The sequence below is a fragment of the Reinekea sp. G2M2-21 genome, from assembly GCF_015687175.1.
Taxonomy (GTDB): Bacteria; Pseudomonadota; Gammaproteobacteria; order Pseudomonadales; family Natronospirillaceae; genus Reinekea.
In genome coordinates this window covers 422,011-441,712 of the sequence record NZ_JADPQG010000002.1, presented here as the reverse complement: position 1 = coordinate 441,712, position 19,702 = coordinate 422,011, and the positions used below count along the sequence as shown (strand labels likewise).

At 47.7% G+C, this 19,702-nt stretch carries 19 protein-coding genes; 10 read left to right on the top strand and 9 right to left on the bottom strand.

From position 1 onward, the window contains the following. The first annotated feature begins 98 nt into the window (after positions 1 to 98). Both IYN85_RS10825 and IYN85_RS10820 read left to right on the top strand, forming a co-directional pair. Positions 99 to 1,433: an MATE family efflux transporter gene (locus tag IYN85_RS10825; protein WP_196158911.1), complete on the top strand. Its 1,335-nt coding sequence runs from the start codon at positions 99 to 101 to the stop codon at positions 1,431 to 1,433. A 275-nt stretch (positions 1,434 to 1,708) separates the two neighbouring features. Continuing rightward, a complete protein-coding gene (locus IYN85_RS10820) occupies positions 1,709 to 2,308 on the top strand; it encodes a hypothetical protein (RefSeq protein WP_196158910.1) in 600 nt (199 codons plus the stop codon). On the opposite strand, the gene IYN85_RS10815 is transcribed toward IYN85_RS10820, so the two are convergent. Genes IYN85_RS10815 through IYN85_RS10805 form a run of 3 tightly spaced genes read right to left on the bottom strand, consistent with a single transcriptional unit; the run spans position 2,305 to position 4,154 of the window. After that, a complete protein-coding gene (locus IYN85_RS10815; RefSeq protein ID WP_196158909.1) occupies positions 2,305 to 3,393 on the bottom strand; it encodes a 5-(carboxyamino)imidazole ribonucleotide synthase in 1,089 nt (362 codons plus the stop codon). The two genes, IYN85_RS10820 and IYN85_RS10815, sit on opposite strands and share 4 nt — an antisense overlap. Continuing rightward, positions 3,390 to 3,899 (bottom strand): 5-(carboxyamino)imidazole ribonucleotide mutase, encoded by a 510-nt coding sequence (gene purE / locus IYN85_RS10810; RefSeq protein ID WP_370592187.1) that lies wholly within the window; start codon positions 3,897 to 3,899, stop codon positions 3,390 to 3,392. The genes IYN85_RS10815 and purE overlap by 4 nt, the downstream gene beginning before the upstream one ends. 15 nt (positions 3,900 to 3,914) lie before the next feature. Next, complete coding sequence (locus IYN85_RS10805) at positions 3,915 to 4,154, bottom strand: YheV family putative zinc ribbon protein (protein WP_196158908.1); 240 nt, start codon at positions 4,152 to 4,154, stop codon at positions 3,915 to 3,917. A gap of 322 nt (positions 4,155 to 4,476) precedes the next feature. Here IYN85_RS10805 and IYN85_RS10800 point away from each other — a divergent pair, with 322 nt between their 5' ends. Beyond that, positions 4,477 to 5,382: a MaoC/PaaZ C-terminal domain-containing protein gene (locus tag IYN85_RS10800; RefSeq protein WP_196158907.1), complete on the top strand. Its 906-nt coding sequence runs from the start codon at positions 4,477 to 4,479 to the stop codon at positions 5,380 to 5,382. A gap of 30 nt (positions 5,383 to 5,412) precedes the next feature. Here IYN85_RS10800 and yihA read toward each other — a convergent pair whose 3' ends face one another. After that, on the bottom strand, positions 5,413 to 6,051 hold the full coding sequence (gene yihA, locus IYN85_RS10795; protein ID WP_196158906.1) for a ribosome biogenesis GTP-binding protein YihA/YsxC: 639 nt from the start codon (positions 6,049 to 6,051) through the stop codon (positions 5,413 to 5,415). Positions 6,052 to 6,235: 184 nt separating this feature from the next. Here yihA and IYN85_RS10790 point away from each other — a divergent pair, with 184 nt between their 5' ends. The 4 genes from IYN85_RS10790 to IYN85_RS10775 all read left to right on the top strand — a co-directional run bounded on the left by IYN85_RS10790 (position 6,236) and on the right by IYN85_RS10775 (position 10,271). After that, on the top strand, positions 6,236 to 6,868 hold the full coding sequence (locus IYN85_RS10790; protein WP_196158905.1) for a cytochrome c: 633 nt from the start codon (positions 6,236 to 6,238) through the stop codon (positions 6,866 to 6,868). A gap of 236 nt (positions 6,869 to 7,104) precedes the next feature. Next, positions 7,105 to 7,746: a thiol:disulfide interchange protein DsbA/DsbL gene (locus IYN85_RS10785; protein WP_196158904.1), complete on the top strand. Its 642-nt coding sequence runs from the start codon at positions 7,105 to 7,107 to the stop codon at positions 7,744 to 7,746. 125 nt (positions 7,747 to 7,871) lie between these two features. Further along, positions 7,872 to 8,774, top strand: a complete 903-nt coding sequence (locus tag IYN85_RS10780) for an endonuclease/exonuclease/phosphatase family protein (protein WP_230390674.1) — start codon at positions 7,872 to 7,874, stop codon at positions 8,772 to 8,774. Positions 8,775 to 8,846: 72 nt separating this feature from the next. Further along, positions 8,847 to 10,271 (top strand): GGDEF domain-containing protein, encoded by a 1,425-nt coding sequence (locus IYN85_RS10775; protein ID WP_196158903.1) that lies wholly within the window; start codon positions 8,847 to 8,849, stop codon positions 10,269 to 10,271. 6 nt (positions 10,272 to 10,277) lie between these two features. On the opposite strand, the gene IYN85_RS10770 is transcribed toward IYN85_RS10775, so the two are convergent. Then, entirely contained in the window at positions 10,278 to 12,647 is a 2,370-nt protein-coding gene (locus tag IYN85_RS10770) for a hybrid sensor histidine kinase/response regulator (RefSeq protein ID WP_196158902.1), read from the bottom strand. A 173-nt stretch (positions 12,648 to 12,820) separates the two neighbouring features. Next, a complete protein-coding gene (locus IYN85_RS10765; RefSeq protein ID WP_196158901.1) occupies positions 12,821 to 13,333 on the bottom strand; it encodes a GNAT family N-acetyltransferase in 513 nt (170 codons plus the stop codon). 193 nt (positions 13,334 to 13,526) lie between these two features. On the opposite strand from IYN85_RS10765, the gene IYN85_RS10760 reads away from it, so the two are divergent. The 3 genes from IYN85_RS10760 to IYN85_RS10750 are packed head-to-tail and all read left to right on the top strand — an operon-like array spanning position 13,527 to position 14,878. Then, positions 13,527 to 14,006 (top strand): peroxiredoxin, encoded by a 480-nt coding sequence (locus IYN85_RS10760; RefSeq protein ID WP_196158900.1) that lies wholly within the window; start codon positions 13,527 to 13,529, stop codon positions 14,004 to 14,006. A 44-nt stretch (positions 14,007 to 14,050) separates the two neighbouring features. After that, positions 14,051 to 14,338 (top strand): MGMT family protein, encoded by a 288-nt coding sequence (locus tag IYN85_RS10755; RefSeq protein ID WP_196158899.1) that lies wholly within the window; start codon positions 14,051 to 14,053, stop codon positions 14,336 to 14,338. 42 nt (positions 14,339 to 14,380) lie between these two features. Continuing rightward, on the top strand, positions 14,381 to 14,878 hold the full coding sequence (locus tag IYN85_RS10750) for a GNAT family N-acetyltransferase (RefSeq protein WP_196158898.1): 498 nt from the start codon (positions 14,381 to 14,383) through the stop codon (positions 14,876 to 14,878). Positions 14,879 to 15,046: 168 nt separating this feature from the next. On the opposite strand, the gene gyrB is transcribed toward IYN85_RS10750, so the two are convergent. From gyrB to dnaN, 3 genes are read right to left on the bottom strand one after another with little or no spacing between them, the layout of a single operon-like run. Continuing rightward, entirely contained in the window at positions 15,047 to 17,464 is a 2,418-nt protein-coding gene (gyrB, locus tag IYN85_RS10745) for a DNA topoisomerase (ATP-hydrolyzing) subunit B (protein WP_196158897.1), read from the bottom strand. Further along, complete coding sequence (gene recF, locus IYN85_RS10740; RefSeq protein WP_196158896.1) at positions 17,461 to 18,558, bottom strand: DNA replication/repair protein RecF; 1,098 nt, start codon at positions 18,556 to 18,558, stop codon at positions 17,461 to 17,463. Before recF ends, gyrB begins: the two co-directional genes overlap by 4 nt. Before the next feature lie 17 nt (positions 18,559 to 18,575). Further along, complete coding sequence (gene dnaN / locus IYN85_RS10735; RefSeq protein ID WP_196159194.1) at positions 18,576 to 19,682, bottom strand: DNA polymerase III subunit beta; 1,107 nt, start codon at positions 19,680 to 19,682, stop codon at positions 18,576 to 18,578. Between the last annotated feature and the right edge of the window lie 20 nt (positions 19,683 to 19,702).

Genomic DNA, 19,702 nt, shown 5'->3' with positions numbered 1-19,702 from the left:
GGGGATTCGCAGGAAAAATTTCAGGTCTCCCTGGTGAACTGCGATTTATTTATTTAAAAACAATGACTTAGCTCAACTCAGGAAGAATTAATTTTTTTATGTTTGGTTATCTTTTAAACAGTCAACAGCGGACTCAACTGTCGAAAACATGGGGTTTAGCTTGGCCAGTCATTCTGGCCAACCTCTCACTGCCGCTGCTCAGCTTGGTGGACGCCTCCATATTAGGCCATTTGCCAGACAGTGTTTACCTAGCGGGTGTCACTGTCGGCGGTAGCTTAATGGCCTATATTTTCTGGGGGTTCAATTTTCTGAGCATGGGGTTGTCCGGCTTCACGTCTCAATTGCTCGGTAAAGGTGACTATGCCGGAATTCAGCTGCAGTTAAAGAAGTACTGCCTCGTGGCAATAGCACTCATTGTACTGGTGCTATGCCTTCACCGGGTTTTCATTCAAGCTGGTTTGGCGGTCATCGGTCCAGCATCGGACATCGCGCAGGAGGCAAATGTTTACTTAAGCATCCGCATGCTGGGTGTCCCGGCTATTGTATTCAACACCATGTTATTAGGGTTCTTCATCGGCCTGCAAAACACCCGCATTAGTCTGTATTCGTTGAGCATTACACAGATCATGAATATAGGTCTTAACCTGTTGTTTGTTTTTGGCTTCGGTTATAAAACGGCCGGCATTGCACTTGGAACCGTAATCAGTGAGTACATGGGATTGGGGTTAATCCTTTGGCACTTGCGCAAAACCTGGCGTCATCATCAGTCGATAACCACCATAACCCACCGGTTGGCCTTTCGGTGGTCAGAGTTTACACCCATATTCCACGTCAGTTCGCACCTGTTCGTGCGAACATTTGTGTTGTTGACCGCGTTTGTCTGGTTCAATCGAATGGCGGCAAATTTCGGTAGTGTGGCTCTGGCGGCTAACGGTGTACTGCTCGCTTTCTTTACGCTGATATCGCATTTTCTCGATGGAACTGCTGCCGCGGCTGAAGCACAAACCGGACACGCGGTGGGTCAGAATAATCCCGCTTTATTGCGTCAGGTATGGGGAGCCAGCGCTACATTAAATGCTTGCTTCATGATCTCGCTCAGCGGTTTGTTTTTTGTAGGAGGCGGCGCGTTCTTACACCTGCTGACCAACCAAAACGACATCTATCAATACGCCTATGCTCAACTGACGTGGGTCGCCATCTTACCTCTCACCGGAGGTATCGCATTCTGGCTAGACGGAGTATTCATCGGCGCACGACGTTCGAAGGACATGCGGAACAGTGTGTTAATCGCTTTCGCTTTTTTTGTTCTCGGCTCGTGGTTTTTTGCCCAATCCAATACACAACTTTGGATGTGGTTTAATGTTTTTTTCGCCGCCCGCTCATTTTGGTTATTGACGGTTTTTTACAAAAAAATGCTCTCAGCGTCAGCGTAAAACCGGGTTCTCAACTACACTGTTTTTGGTTGGGTGACCCGTCGGTTTGCTTCGCTGGCTTAGACCCAACTCAGTTGAGTGTTTTATTTGTTTAGTGGAAGGACGTCTGCGACAAACTGATTTTTTATTAGATGACAAAGGGCGCTGCAGTTTCGTACTGCGGCTTAAGTTTCTTAGTTTTGTCATAGAAATACTCGTATTGCCAGCATTCACGCAAGGTAAGTTGAGTTATGGTTTCAGCAGCCGGCTACAGAAAACTTGATCGGGACAGACCTTTGTCAAGCGCATTAAAAATTCTTATCGACCAAGTTCGAATTGAACCCAATAGCCAACACACACTGCTGTTATATGCACATCGTTTTACACTCCAGCCGCAACCTTTCTTTGACCCGTCCGATGCCATTACGGAACAAAACTTGGTGCAGTTGATCCTGCAGTATGTGCAGTACTTACCCACTCATCTCGACGAATTCAACGCATATTGTCAACGGTGCCATTGGCAAATGGTTGCTGACCAGTCCAATAGAATTATCGCGTCTTTTTTTGAACGCAGTGAGATCATTTTGCTGCAGACTGGCATCATCGGTCTGCTCGATAAAGTTTATTTTTCGCATCGATTAATCGAAGAGTTACACGACCACATGATGTGCAATCTCGGAACGCCAGCAACCAGTTGGAACATGACGGCAGCCAACTTACTGGTGCATCAATGGCTGGGTAACGACTATGCAGCAAAGCTCGATGGAACGGTTATCGAACTGGCACATAAACTAACGGCACAGGCACCTCAATTAAATAACGATCACACACAAAAAAACCAGGCGAATGCCTGGCCCTGTTTTTGCGCACATCATGGTTTAAAGCTGAACTTTTAAAGTTCGTTCACCAACAGCCCTGCAACTTTATCTGCCCGAAGAATTAATTGTGTCTGATCAGCCGCGGTCACGGTGATGTGGGCAATTTTCCGTCCGGCACGCTCACTTTTCGTATAGTCATGCCAATGCACACCAGGTATAGACAACAGCTGCTGCACATCTGGCCGACGGCCAATAACATTGAACATGACAACCGGTCCAGTACTTTCCGTTGACCCGAGAGGCAAGCCCAATACCGCGCGAACATGATTTTCAAACTGACTGCAACGGGATCCTTCGATCGTCCAGTGACCCGAGTTATGTACACGCGGCGCAATCTCATTGGCGATCAAATCATCACCTTTGACAAAAAACTCAAACGCCATGGTGCCGACGTAATCAAGCGCATCCATAACGGACTTAACCGCATGTTCTGCCTGAGTCTGCAATTGAGAATTGGTCAGCGGCTGACTGCGGTACAAGATGCCCTGATCGTGTTCATTCTTCACCAAAGGATAAAACACGCATTGCCCTTGTTGATTGCGAACGCCAATGCAGGATACTTCGTATTCGAAATCAACAAAGCCTTCCAGGATCATCGGCACGCTGCCCAGTTCAGCGAATGTGTCGGTGAGATCGGCACGTTTGCGCAGCACTTTCTGTCCTTTGCCGTCATACCCGAGCGTGCGGGTTTTCAGCACACAGGGTAAACCAACGCGATCGACACCGGCTTCCAGGGATTCCTGGTCGTCAACCAGCGCCAGTTTCGGCGTTGCAATATCGAGTTTCTGGAACAATGATTTTTCAAACCAACGGTCACGGGCGGTTGCCAACGCGTCGACCGGTGGAAAGGCTGGCTTGCGCGTCGCCAGTGTTGCCACACTGTCAGGCGGAACATTTTCGAATTCAAACGTTACGGCATCTACCTGATCCGCCAGTTGTTGCACGGCAGCGGCATCATCGTAAGCGGCGCAAATCAATTGCCCGGCATCACCGGCGCAGGCATCGGTCGCGGGATCCAGAAATATTGTTTTAACGCCCAGTGGTAATGCCGCCTGCGCCATCATTCGACCTAACTGACCACCGCCGACGATCCCTAATTTCATGACATTTCTCCAGGTACCGGATTCGCCAATACCTGATCGGTTTGGGCGGTACGGAAGTCGACCAATGCTTTGCGCACATCAGCGTCCTGATTCGCGATTATACTGGCCGCCATTAAGGCTGCGTTAATAGCACCCGCTCGTCCGATGGCCAGGGTACCTGTGGGAATACCGGCAGGCATCTGTACGATGCTGAGTAAGGAGTCGACCCCGCTGAGCATTGAGCTCTGCACCGGGACGCCTAAAACAGGCAGGTGCGTTTTGGCAGCGCACATACCTGGTAAATGCGCAGCCCCTCCGGCCCCGGCAATAATTACCTGCAAGCCGCGTTCAAACGCTGTTTCAGCGTACTCAAACAACAGATCAGGGGTTCGATGGGCGGAGACCACCTTGCATTCGTGTTCAATGCCGAGTTTCCTCAGTGTTTCTGAGGTATGAGACATAGTCGCCCAATCAGATTGGGAACCCATAATGACACCAACACGAATGGCTTTGTTTGCTGCAGACACGGCAGGCTTCCTTTTTTACTCGAGGATTTTAATTACTTGCACAGCTTCTTGCTTGGCAGTTGTATCGACATCGGGCGATACCCGGGTCTGAATTTCTTTGGGAGTGTTAACCACCGTACTCATCCTGTCGTGGAACCCGCATTCGACACATTCCCGCAACAGAACCTGTTGCTCGGTATCTTCAGCGGCCATAATGCTGTCCAGGGTGCCGCATTTGGGGCAGACAACCCCAGCGATAAAACGTTTCTTCGACATGCATCACTCCTCAAAGGCGCGTAGTATACCGACCTCGCCTGCGTGCGTCATTGCTGTTTTTCCGCAAATTTTACTGCCCTTTTGGTCAATAAATCAGCTAAAATTCCCGCCTTCGAAAATGCCACCCGGCCCGTCTTGGTCTATCCTTCATTGATGAAAAATTCCTCAGGGACTCTATGGAACTTTCATCATTGGCATAGTGTGTGAATACCTTCAATGGCTTGTTTCATACGAGTGCAGCAACCGGCACAAGCCCAGTTGCACGCTATGCCTGTGATAGAAATCTGACATCCGGGAATATCCTATTATTAATGGAGTAATTATGACTTCACGTAAAACGAAGTGGTTTGACACCCCGAGTTCCGGGTTTGGTTATGCCAGTCGTTTCTATTTAAAAGTCTTTCAATCTCTGCAACAGGAAGAGTCCCTGGCACTGGATGCTAATTTACCGCCCATGAAAACGAGCTGGTTTCTGGACGAGGACAAATATCAGAGCTGGATGGACCTTGTCGACTATGATGGCGGTGCACCGCAGGCATTCACATTCAGCGCACCAGCGGGTGTTTGGGCGCTAATGCAGGTTTTGAAAGAAATCGGCATCAGTTTCAGTCGCATTATGCACATGAGCAGCCGCTTACTGATGTTGAACAAAGAAGGCTTCAGCCAGAACCAACATTACTCGACTTATGTGCATTATTTAGGCGCAACGCCACACAGCAAACGCGCGGTTTTGATTCGATTTCAGTCGGTGGTCAAAGACATTACCGGGCGCGACATTATGACATTGGAGGATGAGCTCTATGTCGCTGGTCTCGATGAGGAGTTTGTAAAAAGCCTGGCAATCGATACGCAAGCACAGAAACGACGACCATCCAAATCGCAGTTAATGAACAATGCCATGGCCGACCGCATGGAACTGCCGATCGCCAAATCGATGGGGCAAAAATACGGCAAACTGTCCGGTGATTTGAACCCATTGCATATCAGCAGCATTGGTGCGCGATTGTTTGGTCACAAAACCTCGTTTGTACAGGGGTTATGTACCTTAAACCTGATCATCGCCGCTCTCGGCAAGCATTGGAAGGGCAGTATCCGATCCATGGAAATCAATTTCATCCGACCGGTAGCGCAGCCGTCAACGCCAATCTTGATTTGCACGCTTGATCAGTTCGAGCTGGTCGATAAAGATGGCAATCTTCTGGTTTCAGGACACTACATTTACGGTTAACATCCGCCTTAACAGTAAACAGGTGAGGGATCACTCCTCACCTGTGTCAGCAATCATAGCCTCGTCTGGATCGGTCAATTGTTCATTTAGCCACTGATGAACTTCAGCAACACCTTCTTTCTTCAACGAACTGAACATGATGGCTGTCAACCATGGCGCGCGCGAATGCAACTCATTGCTAACTTTCAGAAAAGCACTTTTGGCCGGACCTTTTTTTAACTTGTCCGATTTAGTCAGCAACGCCAACAGGGGCATTTCAGTTTCAATAGCCCAATTCACAATCATCTGATCAAACTCTGTCATTGGGTGGCGAATATCCATCACCAGGACCAAGCCTTTCAGACTGTTGCGCTCAGCAAGATACTCACCAATATTCTCTTCCCAGTCCTGCTTCATGTTGCGATTAACTTTGGCGTAGCCATAACCGGGCAGGTCCACCAAACGGTGACCTTCACTGGACAATGTGAAGAAGTTCAGCAACTGAGTTCTGCCCGGCGTTTTTGAGGTTCTCGCGAGTTTGGAATTGCGCGTCAGTGCATTCATTGCTGAGCTTTTACCGGCATTGGACCGCCCTGCGAAGGCTACTTCAGCGCCGGTATCATCAGGACACTGAGAAAATTTTGCGGCACTGGTTAAGAAGGCAGCGGAATCGAATTTTAGAGATTGCATAACGTCAGCGTGTTTCTTTCATGAAATAGCCGGGTATTGTAGCGGTTTGTCGCCCACAGTGCTTGCGTTTCAATCTACTTAGACGCTATGAATTTCGGGAGGTGACCTTTATACTACCGCCAATTTCAGATCGGCGTTCATGCCGGTATTAGCCCTAAAATAAGATAAGTACGCAGGATTCGTCATGAAAAAACTGATCGTTAGCCTTTTCGTTTTAAGTGGTTTATTGACTGGCGCCCAAGCTGCAGGTAACGCCGAAGCCGGTAAGGCCCTGACTGCTGTGTGCGCAGGTTGCCATGGTGTAGACGGCAATTCTGCCGTGGCCAGCTTTCCTAAGTTAGCTGGTCAAGGTGAAAAGTACCTGGTAAAACAAATGCACGATGTAAAAGACGGTAATCGCGTCATCATTGAAATGACAGGACTGCTGAACGGTTTCAACGATCAACAACTTGACGATATTGCCGCTTACTATGCTGAACAATCTATTCAGGTCGGTCAGGCCAATGCAGATCTGGTTAAGTTAGGCGAATCTCTGTATAAAGCCGGTAATGCAAAAACTGGTGTTCCTTCATGTGCCGGTTGTCACGCCAGTAACGGTGAGGGCAACTCTGTCGGTGGTTTCCCAGCCTTGGGTGGACAGCATGCTGCTTATATTGCGACTCAGCTCAAGAAATTCCAAACCGGTTACCGCGCGGAAGCACCAAGCGCAGATGCTCGTCAAAATGATGGAGATACCATGGTCATGCGCAGCATTGCGTTCAACCTGAAAGACTTCGAAATTGAAGCGCTAGCCAGCTATATTCAAGGCTTGCACTAACAAGTCTGATCTCGGTTAAGCTCACGTTAACCAGCAGTAAAGATACTGAAAAGCGAGGAAGGACAAACCTTCCTCGCTTTTTTTTGATTTATAGTTCGTTGCCAAAGGGCTATACCGGTAGCTTCACTTTCTGATGCGAACATAACCAGTTGTTAACTAAGTTATGTTTGCCCGAAGCAAATAAACCTGCGCAAACAAGCCTTTGTAAAATAAATTCACTCGAGAGGTTACCTAATATGCTAAAACGGTCATTGGTGTTCATTGGCTTACTTATCACTGCACTTTCTGTCCATGCTGAAGAAACGCCTCGATATGTTGAAGGCGTGCATTATCAGGTGTTGTCAACACCGTTAAAGACGGCTTACCGTGGGGATGAGATTGGCGAGATTATGGAGTTTTTCAGTTACGCCTGTATCCACTGTTATAATCTGGAGCCTGCTTTGAATCGTTTCCTGGCAGAGAAGCCGGACAATATTCGCTTTACTGGTGTTCCCGTCATGTTTAACGAACGCCAGCAACCCGAAGTAAGGGCTTACTACGTACAGAAGACATTAAAATTAGGCCCTGAAGCGCACCAAGCAATCTTTGATGCCATTCATAAAGAGCGCAAGTCGTTACGTACCGACAAGCAGTTTGCCAAGTTCTTCGCAGACGAGTTAGGTGTTTCTGAAGAGAAGTACATGCAGACGGCTTATTCTTTTGGTGTTGATCCACAGGTACAGAAGTCCGTTTACCTGACCGGCGCCAGTGGTATTGGCGGAACGCCTTCGATCGTTGCCAATGGCAAATACCTGATCGACTCTGGTGCTGTCGGTGGTAATGAAATGGCATTGTACGCAGCCAAGTGGTTAATTGAGCGAGACGCTTCCGAGCAGTAGTCACTAACATAACTACCGAAAAACCGGCCGCGAGCCGGTTTTTTTGGCCTTGGTTATTATGTCCACCCTGCCAGACACCAAGTATTAACCAAGCTTGTTTTCTTTTGACATCGTTGATGTGACTTATGGCGGTGGTAACAACCAGTGCAACGATAACGGGTCTGCTAAACTTAGCGCAGACGATGCAACCCTACCGGATAGTCACCATGCGAATCAGTGGTAATCTAAAACATCAACCTAGCGCTCATTTGGAGTCCTGGCAGCAATTTATCCATGAAGAGCCGTTAGAGCATCGAGAAACACTGAGGCTGTTGTCGTATAACATTCAGGTTGGTATTCACACTCGGCAGTATCGCGACTATCTGTTGCGGAGTTGGCAGCACCTGTTACCGCATACCAAACGAGAGCACAATCTCCAGCAAATTGCGGAACTGATTCAACACTTTGATCTGATTGCATTACAGGAAGTTGATGGAGGAAGTTTCCGCAGTAAATATACCAACCAGATTTCTTATCTGGCCAAGGCCGCTAACAAGCAATTTTGGCATCAGCAGTTGAACCGTAATCTCGGTCGATTCGCACAACACAGCAACGGCGTTATTGGCGATATCACACCAGTAAGTATACAGAATCACTCTCTGCCAGGATTAAGAGGCCGAGGCGCTATCGCCGTCGAGTTAGGACAGAAAGACCCTCTGCTGATTGTCATCGCTCACCTGGCGTTAAGTCGACAGGCACAGAATCAGCAACTTGCGTATATAAAGGATCTGATTGAACGGTATCAGCACGTGGTGATAATGGGTGACCTGAACACAGACAGTATGCGAATTCTGTATGATTCACCGTTACAAAACAGTGGCCTGAAGTCATCACATTCCGGAGCGACCTACCCAAGTTGGCGGCCAATGAAAGGGTTCGATCAAATCCTATTAAGCCAGCACATTAACATCCGCAAAGTCGCGGTGCTGGACTTTGCATTATCCGATCATCTGCCCGTGGCCATTGAAATAGAGTCGCCACATTTGTGAGTGAACAACCCTGTACATCCTGTGGCTTTGACTATACTGAACGAACTCAAAATCGTTTCAAGGAAATCGGCCATGTCCGACGAGCAGAACTGGTTGGCGCGCGGTGCAACGAGTCTGACACTGATGATGATGGGATTCGATACCGAACTCGATCAGCAGTTAACTAAGTTACGTAACGTATTGCGTCAAGAAAATCTGCAATTGTCTGAATTCAAAATTGCGCTTGAGGATGTTGAGCGCGTTTACGACAGTCTTGAAGGTATTACGGACAAAAGCATCGATACCTACAAGAAAACCTTTGCAGTATTGTTAGAGGAAACCGGTGCCGATATCCTCAAACCGCTCGACAAGGAACAACCTCTGCTGTCGGACTTATTGAAAATTGCTGAACCACTCGCCCGACACATAAATACCCTGGCCTACTCGCCACGCATTGACCGCGCCGATGAGGAACTCGATCACCTGCGCTTACGCCTGATCCGCCGTTTTAAATCTTTATTGGAGACATTGACTCTGATGGGAGATGATAGCGGCTCGCTGCAACGTTTGGATGCCATGCTGGAGGGTGAACCCAGCTGGAAAATGCTGGATGAACTGGCCAGTAAAACCATCACTCTGTTACGGAAACGACTCAGCGAAGAGAAAAAGCAGTTCGAAGGATACCTCTCTCAGTTAACCGAAAAACTGACCCGAATAAACGAAATCGTCGAAGCCGATTCAGCGACCTTATCTGAACTGAAACAGATTAATATCGATTTCAATTCCAGCATTAATCAGCAGATGTCTGAAGCCAGGATGAAGATCGACAATCAACACACCGTGGCCACACTAAAAACCGATTTACTGGCTTCCTTGGATCTCATCGCCAACCGGCTTCAAGAATACCAATCCAGCTATGGCGCCAAGCTGCAAGATTTGCAAGCCAGCAAAGTAGAGATGAATGATCAGATACAATCGTTGGAAAAAGAAAACCTAGCGCTGCTGATAGAACTGAACAAAGAACGGAAAATGAGCCAGATCGACCCCCTGACTCAGCTGCCAAACCGACAGGGCTTTACCAACCGACTGGATGAAGAACTGTCACGGGCGAAGCGATATAAACACCCATTGAGCATCGCTATTTTGGACATCGATTTTTTCAAACGGATCAACGACGAATTCGGGCATTTGGTCGGCGACAAGGTCTTGCGGATGATGGCCAAAGAAATGAAGAAGGTATGCCGTGAATCAGACTTTATTTCGCGCTTTGGCGGTGAAGAATTTATTTTGTTGTTACCGCAGACCAATCTGCAGGATGCCAAAATTGCAGTCGACAAACTGCGCCGACATATCGCGCAATGCCCTTTCCACTACCAAAACAAACCAGTAAAATTAACTATTTCCGGCGGCGTTGCGGAACTCCAGGAAAACGAGGAAACGGATTCTTGGCTCGACCGGGCAGACACCGCGCTATACGACAGCAAGCGCAATGGTCGGGACCAGGTAACAGCCGCCTGAGGTCGCCTACGCTGACGGCGAGAACAGATGACTAATAGCTCTGTTCAATTGCGTGGTGTTGATCGGTTTGGTCAAGAAATCATTCATACCACTGGCCAGGCATTTATGGCGAACTTCATCCAGGGCATGCGCCGTTAGCGCAACGATAGGAATTGGTGGTAACCCGTTGTCTCGCTCGTATGCGCGGATCAATCGGGTCGCTTCATAACCGTCCATGGCTGGCATTTCACAATCCATCAGAATGATGTCGAAATGCGATTGCGGGTTGATTCTCTCTGCCACGGCGTCATCGCCCTGGGCCACAATCACCACGGAATGACCCATTTTCGTCAGCAGACCATGCACGACTTTCTGATTCACCAGATTATCTTCGGCGACCAATATGGAATAGGTGTCGGTAATCTGATTACGTTCCGCTGGTTTCGCCGGATGAACACCAACAACCGGTTTCAATGGCGTGAGTACAGAGAATTCAGAACCTTGATTCAATTGACTGTTGACGCGGATTTCACCGCCCATCAGCTCCACCAGCTCGCGCGATATCGCCAAACCCAGTCCAGTTCCGCCATAGACCCGCCGTTTGCCAAGATCAACTTGCTGATAGGCATTAAACAGATGGTTAATATCGGTGGCTGAAATACCAATGCCCGAATCCTTAACCTTAAGAACAAGGAAGTTGGCACCGCGTTCCTGCACAACGCCGAGTACGACGCGCACATAGCCGTCGTCGGTAAATTTAAGTGCGTTGGAAATCAAATTCGACCAAACTTGACGTAAGCGTTGTGAATCGGATTGAATCCACTTGGGTACGTTCGGTTCAATGTGCAATGTAAATTCAAGATTCTTTTGCACGGCTTGCGAACGAAAAAGCTCTACCTGATGTTTAACCAAATCATGCACTGCAATGTGCTCTTCAAGCAAACCCATTTTGCCAGCTTCAATCTTCGAGTAATCCAAAACATCATTGACTAACGTGAGCAGGGTTTTACCGGACGATTGAATAATTTCGACGTAGGTTTCCTGTTCTTCATTCAATTTGGTTTGTTCCAGCAAATCGACGGTACCGAGCACGCCGTTCAAAGGAGTACGGATTTCATGACTGATCTGAGCCAGGAAATAACTTTGCGCTTCCGCTTTCAGACGTTGTTTTTCACGCTCATCACGCAATACGCGTATGCGCCGAGCGAGAGCAAAACTGAGTAACATCGTCTCAGCAAAAGAAGCTACTTTAGAAACATATAATGGTGATACCGGAAACAGGTTAGTACCGGTAAAAACCAGAATCAGATAAACATTGCCCAAAGCGAAAACAACCCAAGCAACAATAAAATAGCGGGCGGTGACGAGACCTTTAATAGAAGCGAAAATACCGACACCTACAGCCACGACAAGCATCAATGCCATCAGCGGAACAGTCCATTTATCCATCGGTAAATGCGGGTAGTAGATCGACAGAGCAATGATGGGTACTTGCAGCGCAACACCAACGACAATGACACGGTGCATCGTGCGCAGATTATTTTTTAAATCCAGAAAATTCGTGATGAACAGAAATCCGAAAAAAACCGACAGAGATGAAAATATCGTATCGGGTACCGCACTGTAAGGTTTATCGTCTGGCCAGAAATGCTGGAAAATATAGCCATCAAGAGACAGGTGCAGTAACGCAAAACAGGATATGAACAGGACGTAATACAAATAACTGATGTCACGCACCGATGTGAACAAAAATAGGTTATACAACGCCATGGCCACAATAATGCCGAAAAACATCCAATTTAAAACATCTGCTTTCTGCAACGGTGCCCAAAATTCATTTGCCGGGTACAGCTGCATGGGCATATACAAGGTACTGCCGCTTTCAACACGAATGAGAAAACTGGCCGGGTTGTCGGGTTGATTATAAATTTCCAACGGTACTATGAAGTAACGGTGATCTTCATTGCGGTTATTGAATGCGCGTTTCATACCTGAGCGGTATATGAGTCGTGGTCCACTGTCATTAAAAACCTGGTACACATCAACATAGTCGAGTATTGGAGTGCTGATCACCAGATCCCATTGTTTGTGAATGGAGGCGGATGCGTCAACATCCATTCGCAACCAGTAAACATCATCAACATAGCCAAGGTTCAATACCGCTTGATCAACTGGCTGCCAGGCCGTCGTCCATTCAGGCAACACAATTTCAAAGGGTGAAAATTCGTTTTTTGGATCAACAAGGGTTTCGAGATAGGGGCCCACTTCGGTAAAAGGTTCGTTGCCCAACTGCACGACATCTGGTGAAAAATCGTCAACTGCAAATGCGAACGATGAACAATAACTCATAAGGGTCAGGAAAAAACCCAAAAAAATACGGTTAAGCTGTAAGGTCAATCCATTTACCCCGACACGTTGAGATGCTGTTTAAAGCGGCATTGTAGCATGAGTGGCGACGATCCCCAGAGCCATAAGCCAATAAGTGATAACTGCCCGGCGTAATTAGGATTCACTTTGACGGATAACGCCAGATGGTACGATGAGACTAGATCGTTGCCACTTGACGACGATCAGTGCTGTAACTCCTTCAAAAACCATCGATCACATGCATTGTGCTCTGTCTGAAGCAAAGGTGCTGGCAGGCGAATGAAACCTGACGCGCGATACAGCCGCTCCGCTTTTGTCATGGTATGCAGTGTTTCCAGATAGCACCAACCATAGTGGTCCTGCGCGAACGCTAGCGCAACGCTTATCAATTGCTGCCCAATACCCAGTCCACGCGCATCCCCGGTCACATACATTTTTTGCAACTCACCAACGGAGGATAATGAAGCGGATGCCAACTGACCTATTCCGCAACCGCCAACCACCTTACCGTTAACCTCGGCAATCCAGTAGGCCGTATCCGGTCGTTCATAAGCTGCGGTGAGATTGGACAATTCTGGATCCTGCCAGGCGAATCCAGGCCTGTTCGCATCAAATTCGGTTAATACCGTACGGATAATAGTTTCCATCTCGGAATTATCTGAGTAAGTAATAGGACGCAATATTATGTTGTCTGTCTGACTTGTATTCTTAACCATTCAACATCATCTTTGTTTTGTTAATCAACCATGTGTCTCCGAAACCCTAGCGTTTGAAAACGGCCGCTGAATTTTTTTACAAGCCCTCGTTATGATCCGTCTGTTGAATACTGGCAGCAATCATAACGACAACGCGGATGTTCGGAATCACGGATACGATTCACAAAATTAACCTAATTGGAAAATTAACTCTATGTCTATTCAAGTTGGCGAAACGCTGCCCAATGTAAACCTCTATAAAATGACGGAAACCGGTCCACAGGCCGTTAGCACAGAATCACTATTCAGCGATAAAAAAGTCGTACTATTTGCCTTACCTGGAGCTTTCACCCCAACGTGCAGTGCGGCGCATGTTCCCGGTTTTGTGGTGAAAGCTGATGAGATTAAAGCTCGCGGTGTGGACTCCATCATCTGTACCAGCGTGAATGACGCCTGGGTGATGGACGCTTGGTCGAAACACCAAAATGCCGAAGCTATTTTGATGCTCGGCGATGGCAGTGCAGACTTTGCGGATGCCCTAGGTCTAACCACAGATCTAACCGAAAAAGGCATGGGTGTTCGGTCTCGTCGCTACGCCATGATAGTCAATGATGGTGTGGTGGAGTGGCTTGGCGTCGACGAACCTGGCCAATTTGAGTTGTCCAGTGCCGAAACTGTCCTAACGCATCTTTAGCGCCGAATTCAACACACCAAATAAGTGAGTAGCAAAAGATACAAATGACTTCTAAAGATGTGTTTTATCAAACACTGGCCGCGGTACCAAAGGGTTATTTCACCAGCTATGGCAAGTTAGCTGAGCTGTGTGGCGTACACGTCAGGCAAATACAAGCCTGGTTAAGAACGTTGCCCAGGGATTCTGGATTGCCATGGTACAGGATTATCAACAGCCAACGTAAGATTACTGAACATCCTGGCGCGGCGCGCCAGTATCAGTATTTGGCGGAAGAAGGTTTGTTGCCGAATAAGAGTGGAAAATTTCCTGAAGAATTTTTCTGGCCAAAATAGTATTCTGCTCAACCTCCCTCACCTCTTCTTGGAGAAATTCAGGTGCCTTGTTTAATCCGTCCGGCCGAGTTGGCAGATCTTCCTGGAATGGTCCATATTCTTAACCCATTTATCAGTGAAACGGCCATCACTTTCGATACTGAGCCCTACACAGTTGACACTCGGCGCCCATGGTTTAGTCAGTTTTCTAAAACGGGAAGACACCGGTGTGTTGTCGCTGAAGTGGATGGACGCATTGTCGGTTATGCCAATAGCGGCCCACTACGACCTAAACGCGCTTACGACACTTCAGTCGAAGTCAGTATTTATAAAGCACGGGATTTCCATGAAATAGGCTTGGGCAGCGCACTTTATGACAGACTATTTTCGGAATTAGCAGAGGAAGATGTACATCGGGCGCATGCGTTAATCACGTTACCGAATGAAGCCTCTGTCGCCATTCATAGCAAATTCGGGTTTAAAGAAGTCGGCACATTAACTGAAGCTGGGCGTAAGTTTGGGCAATACCATTCCGTTTATTGGATGGAAAAGCATTTCTAATTTTATATATATTTGCGCAGTGTTCCACGTGGAACACTATTTGACTAGACCATGGAAACATAGCCAAACATGGTCCTTTCTCTAACGTACCTAACCTCCTTATGAAAACAAAAAAGGCGCTGAAATCAGCGCCTTAAAATGTGTAAAATAAGGTCCAGCGAATGTGACCTAATAATCCAGATTCGACACCATCAATGCATTTGACTCGATAAATTCTCGACGAGGTTCAACATCATCACCCATGAGAGTTGTAAAGATCTGGTCGGCTGCAATAGCGTCTTCAACCGTCACCTGCAACATACGACGTGCATCAGGGTCCATCGTAGTTTCCCACAATTGCTCAGGATTCATTTCACCCAGTCCCTTATATCGTTGTATTTGATAGCCCCGCTTTGCTTCATTCATGAGCCAAGTAATAACTTCTTCAAAACTCTGAATTTCGCGCTTCTTATCATTGCGTTGAATGTAAGCACCGTCTTCAATCATACCCTGCAAAATGGCGCCTAACGCCACGATCGCTTCATAATCATGACTGTTAAAGAAGTTATGGGAGAAAACGTAATCTGTTGATAATCCATGCGCTGTGGCTTGCACCATCGGCAACCAGAGGTGCCGTTCTTTGTCTTCCGTGATAGATGCCTGATACACCGTGGCACCTGATAACACTTCAGCAAAGCTCTCGCTGAGCTGATCGACCCATTCTGCAACGATATCCTGATCTTTCATCATCTCTTCGGTGAGCGTTGGCAAGTAGATCAAACGCTCCAGGACCGCTTTCGGATACACGCGGCTCATCTTGTCGATCCGCGCATGCACAGCATTAAACTGATTTACCAGATTTTCCAGCTGGGCATCGGTAATGGCCGGAGCGTTCTCATTTACGTACAAAGCCGTACCGTCAAGCGCCTGCGACAACAGATATTGTTCCAAGGCTGCTTCGTCTTTGATATAGCTTTCCTGCTTACCTTTTTTGATCTTATACAGTGGCGGTTGCGCGATATATATATAACCGCGTTCAATAAGTTGCGGCATTTGCCGGAAAAAGAACGTTAACAACAACGTCCGAATGTGCGATCCATCGACGTCCGCATCGGTCATGATAATAATGTTGTGATAACGAGCTTTCTCGATATTGAATTCTTCGCGGCCAATACCACAACCCAGGGCAGTGATCAGGGTACCCACCTCTTGAGACTGTAGCATCTTGTCAAAACGCGCTTTCTCTACGTTCAGGATTTTACCCTTCAATGGCAAAATGGCTTGTGTACGACGATTTCGGCCTTGTTTGGCAGATCCGCCGGCCGAGTCCCCTTCCACTAAGTACAATTCTGACAAAGCCGGATCTTTTTCCTGACAGTCCGCTAATTTACCGGGCAAGCCGGCTATATCCAGCACGCCTTTGCGGCGGGTCATATCTCGGGCTTTCCGAGCCGCTTCTCTAGCGCGAGCTGCGTCGATCATCTTACCGACAACCGTTTTCGCTTCATTAGGATGTTCAACCAGGTACTCAGCAAATATCCGCGCCATTTCCTGTTCGACCGCTGGTTTCACTTCACTGGACACCAATTTATCTTTGGTCTGTGAACTGAACTTAGGATCCGGGACCTTAACAGAAATAATAGCCGTCAAACCTTCACGAGCATCATCGCCGCCGGTGGTAACTTTATGCTTTTTCAACAGGTTTTCCTGCTGAATATAGTTATTCAAAGTCCGGGTTAAGGCTGCGCGGAAACCGGCCAGGTGGGTACCGCCATCGCGTTGAGGAATATTATTGGTAAAACAAAAAATGTTTTCCTGGTAGGTATCATTCCACTGCAAAGCGACTTCAACACCAATATCATCGTCTGGGCGCTGATACTGGAAGTGAAACACCTCGTTGATGGTTTGCTTGTTGCTGTTTAGGTATTCAACAAAGGCTTTCAAACCACCTTCATAGTGAAAGAACTCTTCTGCGCCGCTGCGCTCATCTTTCAAGCGAATCGCCACCCCGGAGTTAAGGAAGCTTAATTCCCGAAGGCGCTTGGCTAGAATGTCGAAGGAATATTTAATGTTAGCGAACGTTTCAGAGGACGGCAGAAATGTAATTTTAGTCCCTGTCGTGTCAGCATCACCAACCTCTTTCAAGGGTTCCTGAGGAACACCATGCTTATAGAACTGTTCATGTACTTTACCACCACGCCGGATGGTCAGTTTCAGTTCTGCGGATAAGGCGTTAACCACTGAAACACCAACACCATGCAGACCGCCCGATACCTTATAAGAATTATCATCGAACTTACCCCCTGCGTGCAGAACCGTCAGAATAATTTCAGCGGCCGATTTGCCACCTTCTTCTGCCATTGGTTCAGTGGGTATACCACGACCGTTGTCTTCCACACTGACAGATTCATCTGGATGGATAACCACCGAAATTTCAGAACAATGACCAGCCAGGGCTTCATCAATCGAGTTATCGACGACTTCAAAGACCATGTGGTGAAGACCAGTACCGTCATCCGTATCGCCGATATACATACCGGGACGCTTCCGTACCGCATCCAATCCTTTCAGTACCTTAATACTGGAGGAATCGTAATTATCACTCATGTCTTGTCTCCAAATTCCGTCACGAGCCGAATCTCGCCATGTTCCACGTGGAACATTCGAACTTGATTCGGGTGTTTCCAAAAATATTTCAGAGGTTCCGGGTCAACGCATGTCATGAAGACCTGACTGTTCAGACCTTCCATGAGTTCTCCTAACTTCTGAATATGGTGATGATCCAGCTCAGCCGGTAAATCATCGATCAAAAAAATGGTGGGCTGTTCTTGTTGTTGCTGTAAAAACAAACTCTGGGCAATTTTCAATGCACAGACCACAAGTTTTTGCTGCCCACGAGACAACTCGTCGGCGGCATTAATCTTTCCTACCTTAATACGCATATCGGCCCGTTGCGGCCCGGATTGGGTATATCCCAACTTAGTATCGCGCTCGCGCTGCTGTTCCAGTACATCGCGTAATGGCCGGTCTTTATCCCAACCACGATAATAATGAATCCGCAGCTCCGGTAAGTCGATCAGCTGTGCCAAAACCTGGTGAAAACAGGGCACAAAACCTTTCAGATAAGTCTTCCGGTAGCCGTCAATACGTTCGGCAGCTGCCTCGTATTCTCGCTCCCAGACCTCCAATTCCGAACGCTCGATTCTACCAGATCGCAGCAAAGAATTCCGGTTTTTAAGGCTTTTTTGCAATCTTTGCCAGTCTTCATGAAACGCAGAGGACTGATGGAAAACACCCCAATCCAAAAACTGTCTCCGATCACCCGGACTGCCTTCCAACAACAAAAAACTGTCTGAATGAATCAATTGTAAGGGTAAGTTGTGAACCAGCTCAGCCAAAGAATTGATCGGCTCACCGCGCAGACGAATTTGATACTGTCCTTTCTGGGTTCTACGCACAGCAATTCGGCCAAGCACCTGATGTTCACCGACAACGAGCAGCTCATCAGCTTCATGAGCAACAACGGTGCGAGTACGGGCTAGTCTAAAAGACCGAGCCATTGCGAGTATATGAATAGCTTCAAGCAGAGATGTTTTCCCCGCGCCGTTATCGCCAAAGAAGACGTTAACGCCAGGGGAAAGCGTGAGATGGGTATCGGCGAGATTACGGATACCCTGTATAGAAAGTGCCTGCAGAGACACTTGCGGCCGCCTCTAAACTACAAACGCATCGGCATAACAACATAAGCGGAAGCGTCATCATCAAAGTCCGTTAACAACGCACTGGAATTCGCATCAGCCAGGACAAACCGAACCTGCTCACCACTGATCACATTCATCACGTCCAACAGATAGCTGACGTTAAAGCCAACTTCCAGATCTGGACCGTCGTAATCCACTTCTACAGCCACTTCGGCTTCTTCCTGCTCTGGGTTATTGGCTTTCACCACCAATGACCCTGACGTCAACGTCATGCGCACACCGCGGTATTTTTCGTTAGCGAGAATAGCCGCACGGGAAAAAATGGATTTCAGTACCTGTCTATCTCCCACCACTTCTTTATCACCACCGCGCGGTATGACGCGTTCGTAGTCCGGGAACTTGCCATCAACCAGCTTAGTAGTGAAGGTAAACTCGACTGTAGTCGCGCGTAAATGAGAAGCACCTATATAGACTTGTACGGGTTGATCGTCGTCCGCCAACAACCGATTCAATTCAAGTATACCTTTGCGTGGCACAATCACCTGTCGGCGCTCAGAAACATTTAAACCGTCGACATGACGCGAACTCATGGCCAAACGATGACCATCCGTTGCCACTGTCCGCACCATGGATTGGTTCATTTCCAATGACATGCCATTTAAATAGTAGCGAACATCTTGCTGCGCCATAGCAAAGGCAGTTGCTTCAATAAGCTGAGACAACAGCTTCTGTGGCAAAGCGTACTGATCTGAACTGTCGTCTTGTTCAACATTCGGGAACTCAGTTGCCGGCAATGATGACAACGTGAATTTACTGCGACCACTAGAGACCTGAACCCGTTCTTCGATTTGCTGCACGCTGATAATGGCATCATCCGGCAATGATCGAACAATATCTAGGAACTTCTTTGCGGGTACTGTGATAGAACCTGCTGTCGCTGGTTCAGATAAAACAACGCGACCAACCAATTCAACTTCCAAATCGGTACCGGTCAGCGCCAGCTGAGACCCTTCCACTTCCAACAACACATTGGAAAGCACAGGTAATGTCTGGCGCTTTTCCACTACGCCGCTGACAAGTTGTAAGGGTTTTAGCAGCTGTTCACGTGCTAGAGAGAATTGAATCATGAGGCCTTTTCCATCCG

Coding starts and splice junctions, on each gene's coding strand:
- gyrB (WP_196158897.1), bottom strand. CDS start 17,464: ATGAGTGATAATTACGATTCCTCCAGTATTAAGGTACTGAAAGGATTG.
- yihA (WP_196158906.1), bottom strand. CDS start 6,051: ATGCAATCTCTAAAATTCGATTCCGCTGCCTTCTTAACCAGTGCCGCA.
- IYN85_RS10765 (WP_196158901.1), bottom strand. CDS start 13,333: ATGGTTAAGAATACAAGTCAGACAGACAACATAATATTGCGTCCTATT.
- IYN85_RS10775 (WP_196158903.1), top strand. CDS start 8,847: ATGTCCGACGAGCAGAACTGGTTGGCGCGCGGTGCAACGAGTCTGACA.
- IYN85_RS10790 (WP_196158905.1), top strand. CDS start 6,236: ATGAAAAAACTGATCGTTAGCCTTTTCGTTTTAAGTGGTTTATTGACT.
- IYN85_RS10800 (WP_196158907.1), top strand. CDS start 4,477: ATGACTTCACGTAAAACGAAGTGGTTTGACACCCCGAGTTCCGGGTTT.
- IYN85_RS10780 (WP_230390674.1), top strand. CDS start 7,872: ATGGCGGTGGTAACAACCAGTGCAACGATAACGGGTCTGCTAAACTTA.
- IYN85_RS10785 (WP_196158904.1), top strand. CDS start 7,105: ATGCTAAAACGGTCATTGGTGTTCATTGGCTTACTTATCACTGCACTT.
- IYN85_RS10815 (WP_196158909.1), bottom strand. CDS start 3,393: ATGAAATTAGGGATCGTCGGCGGTGGTCAGTTAGGTCGAATGATGGCG.
- IYN85_RS10755 (WP_196158899.1), top strand. CDS start 14,051: ATGACTTCTAAAGATGTGTTTTATCAAACACTGGCCGCGGTACCAAAG.
- IYN85_RS10825 (WP_196158911.1), top strand. CDS start 99: ATGTTTGGTTATCTTTTAAACAGTCAACAGCGGACTCAACTGTCGAAA.
- IYN85_RS10760 (WP_196158900.1), top strand. CDS start 13,527: ATGTCTATTCAAGTTGGCGAAACGCTGCCCAATGTAAACCTCTATAAA.
- IYN85_RS10805 (WP_196158908.1), bottom strand. CDS start 4,154: ATGTCGAAGAAACGTTTTATCGCTGGGGTTGTCTGCCCCAAATGCGGC.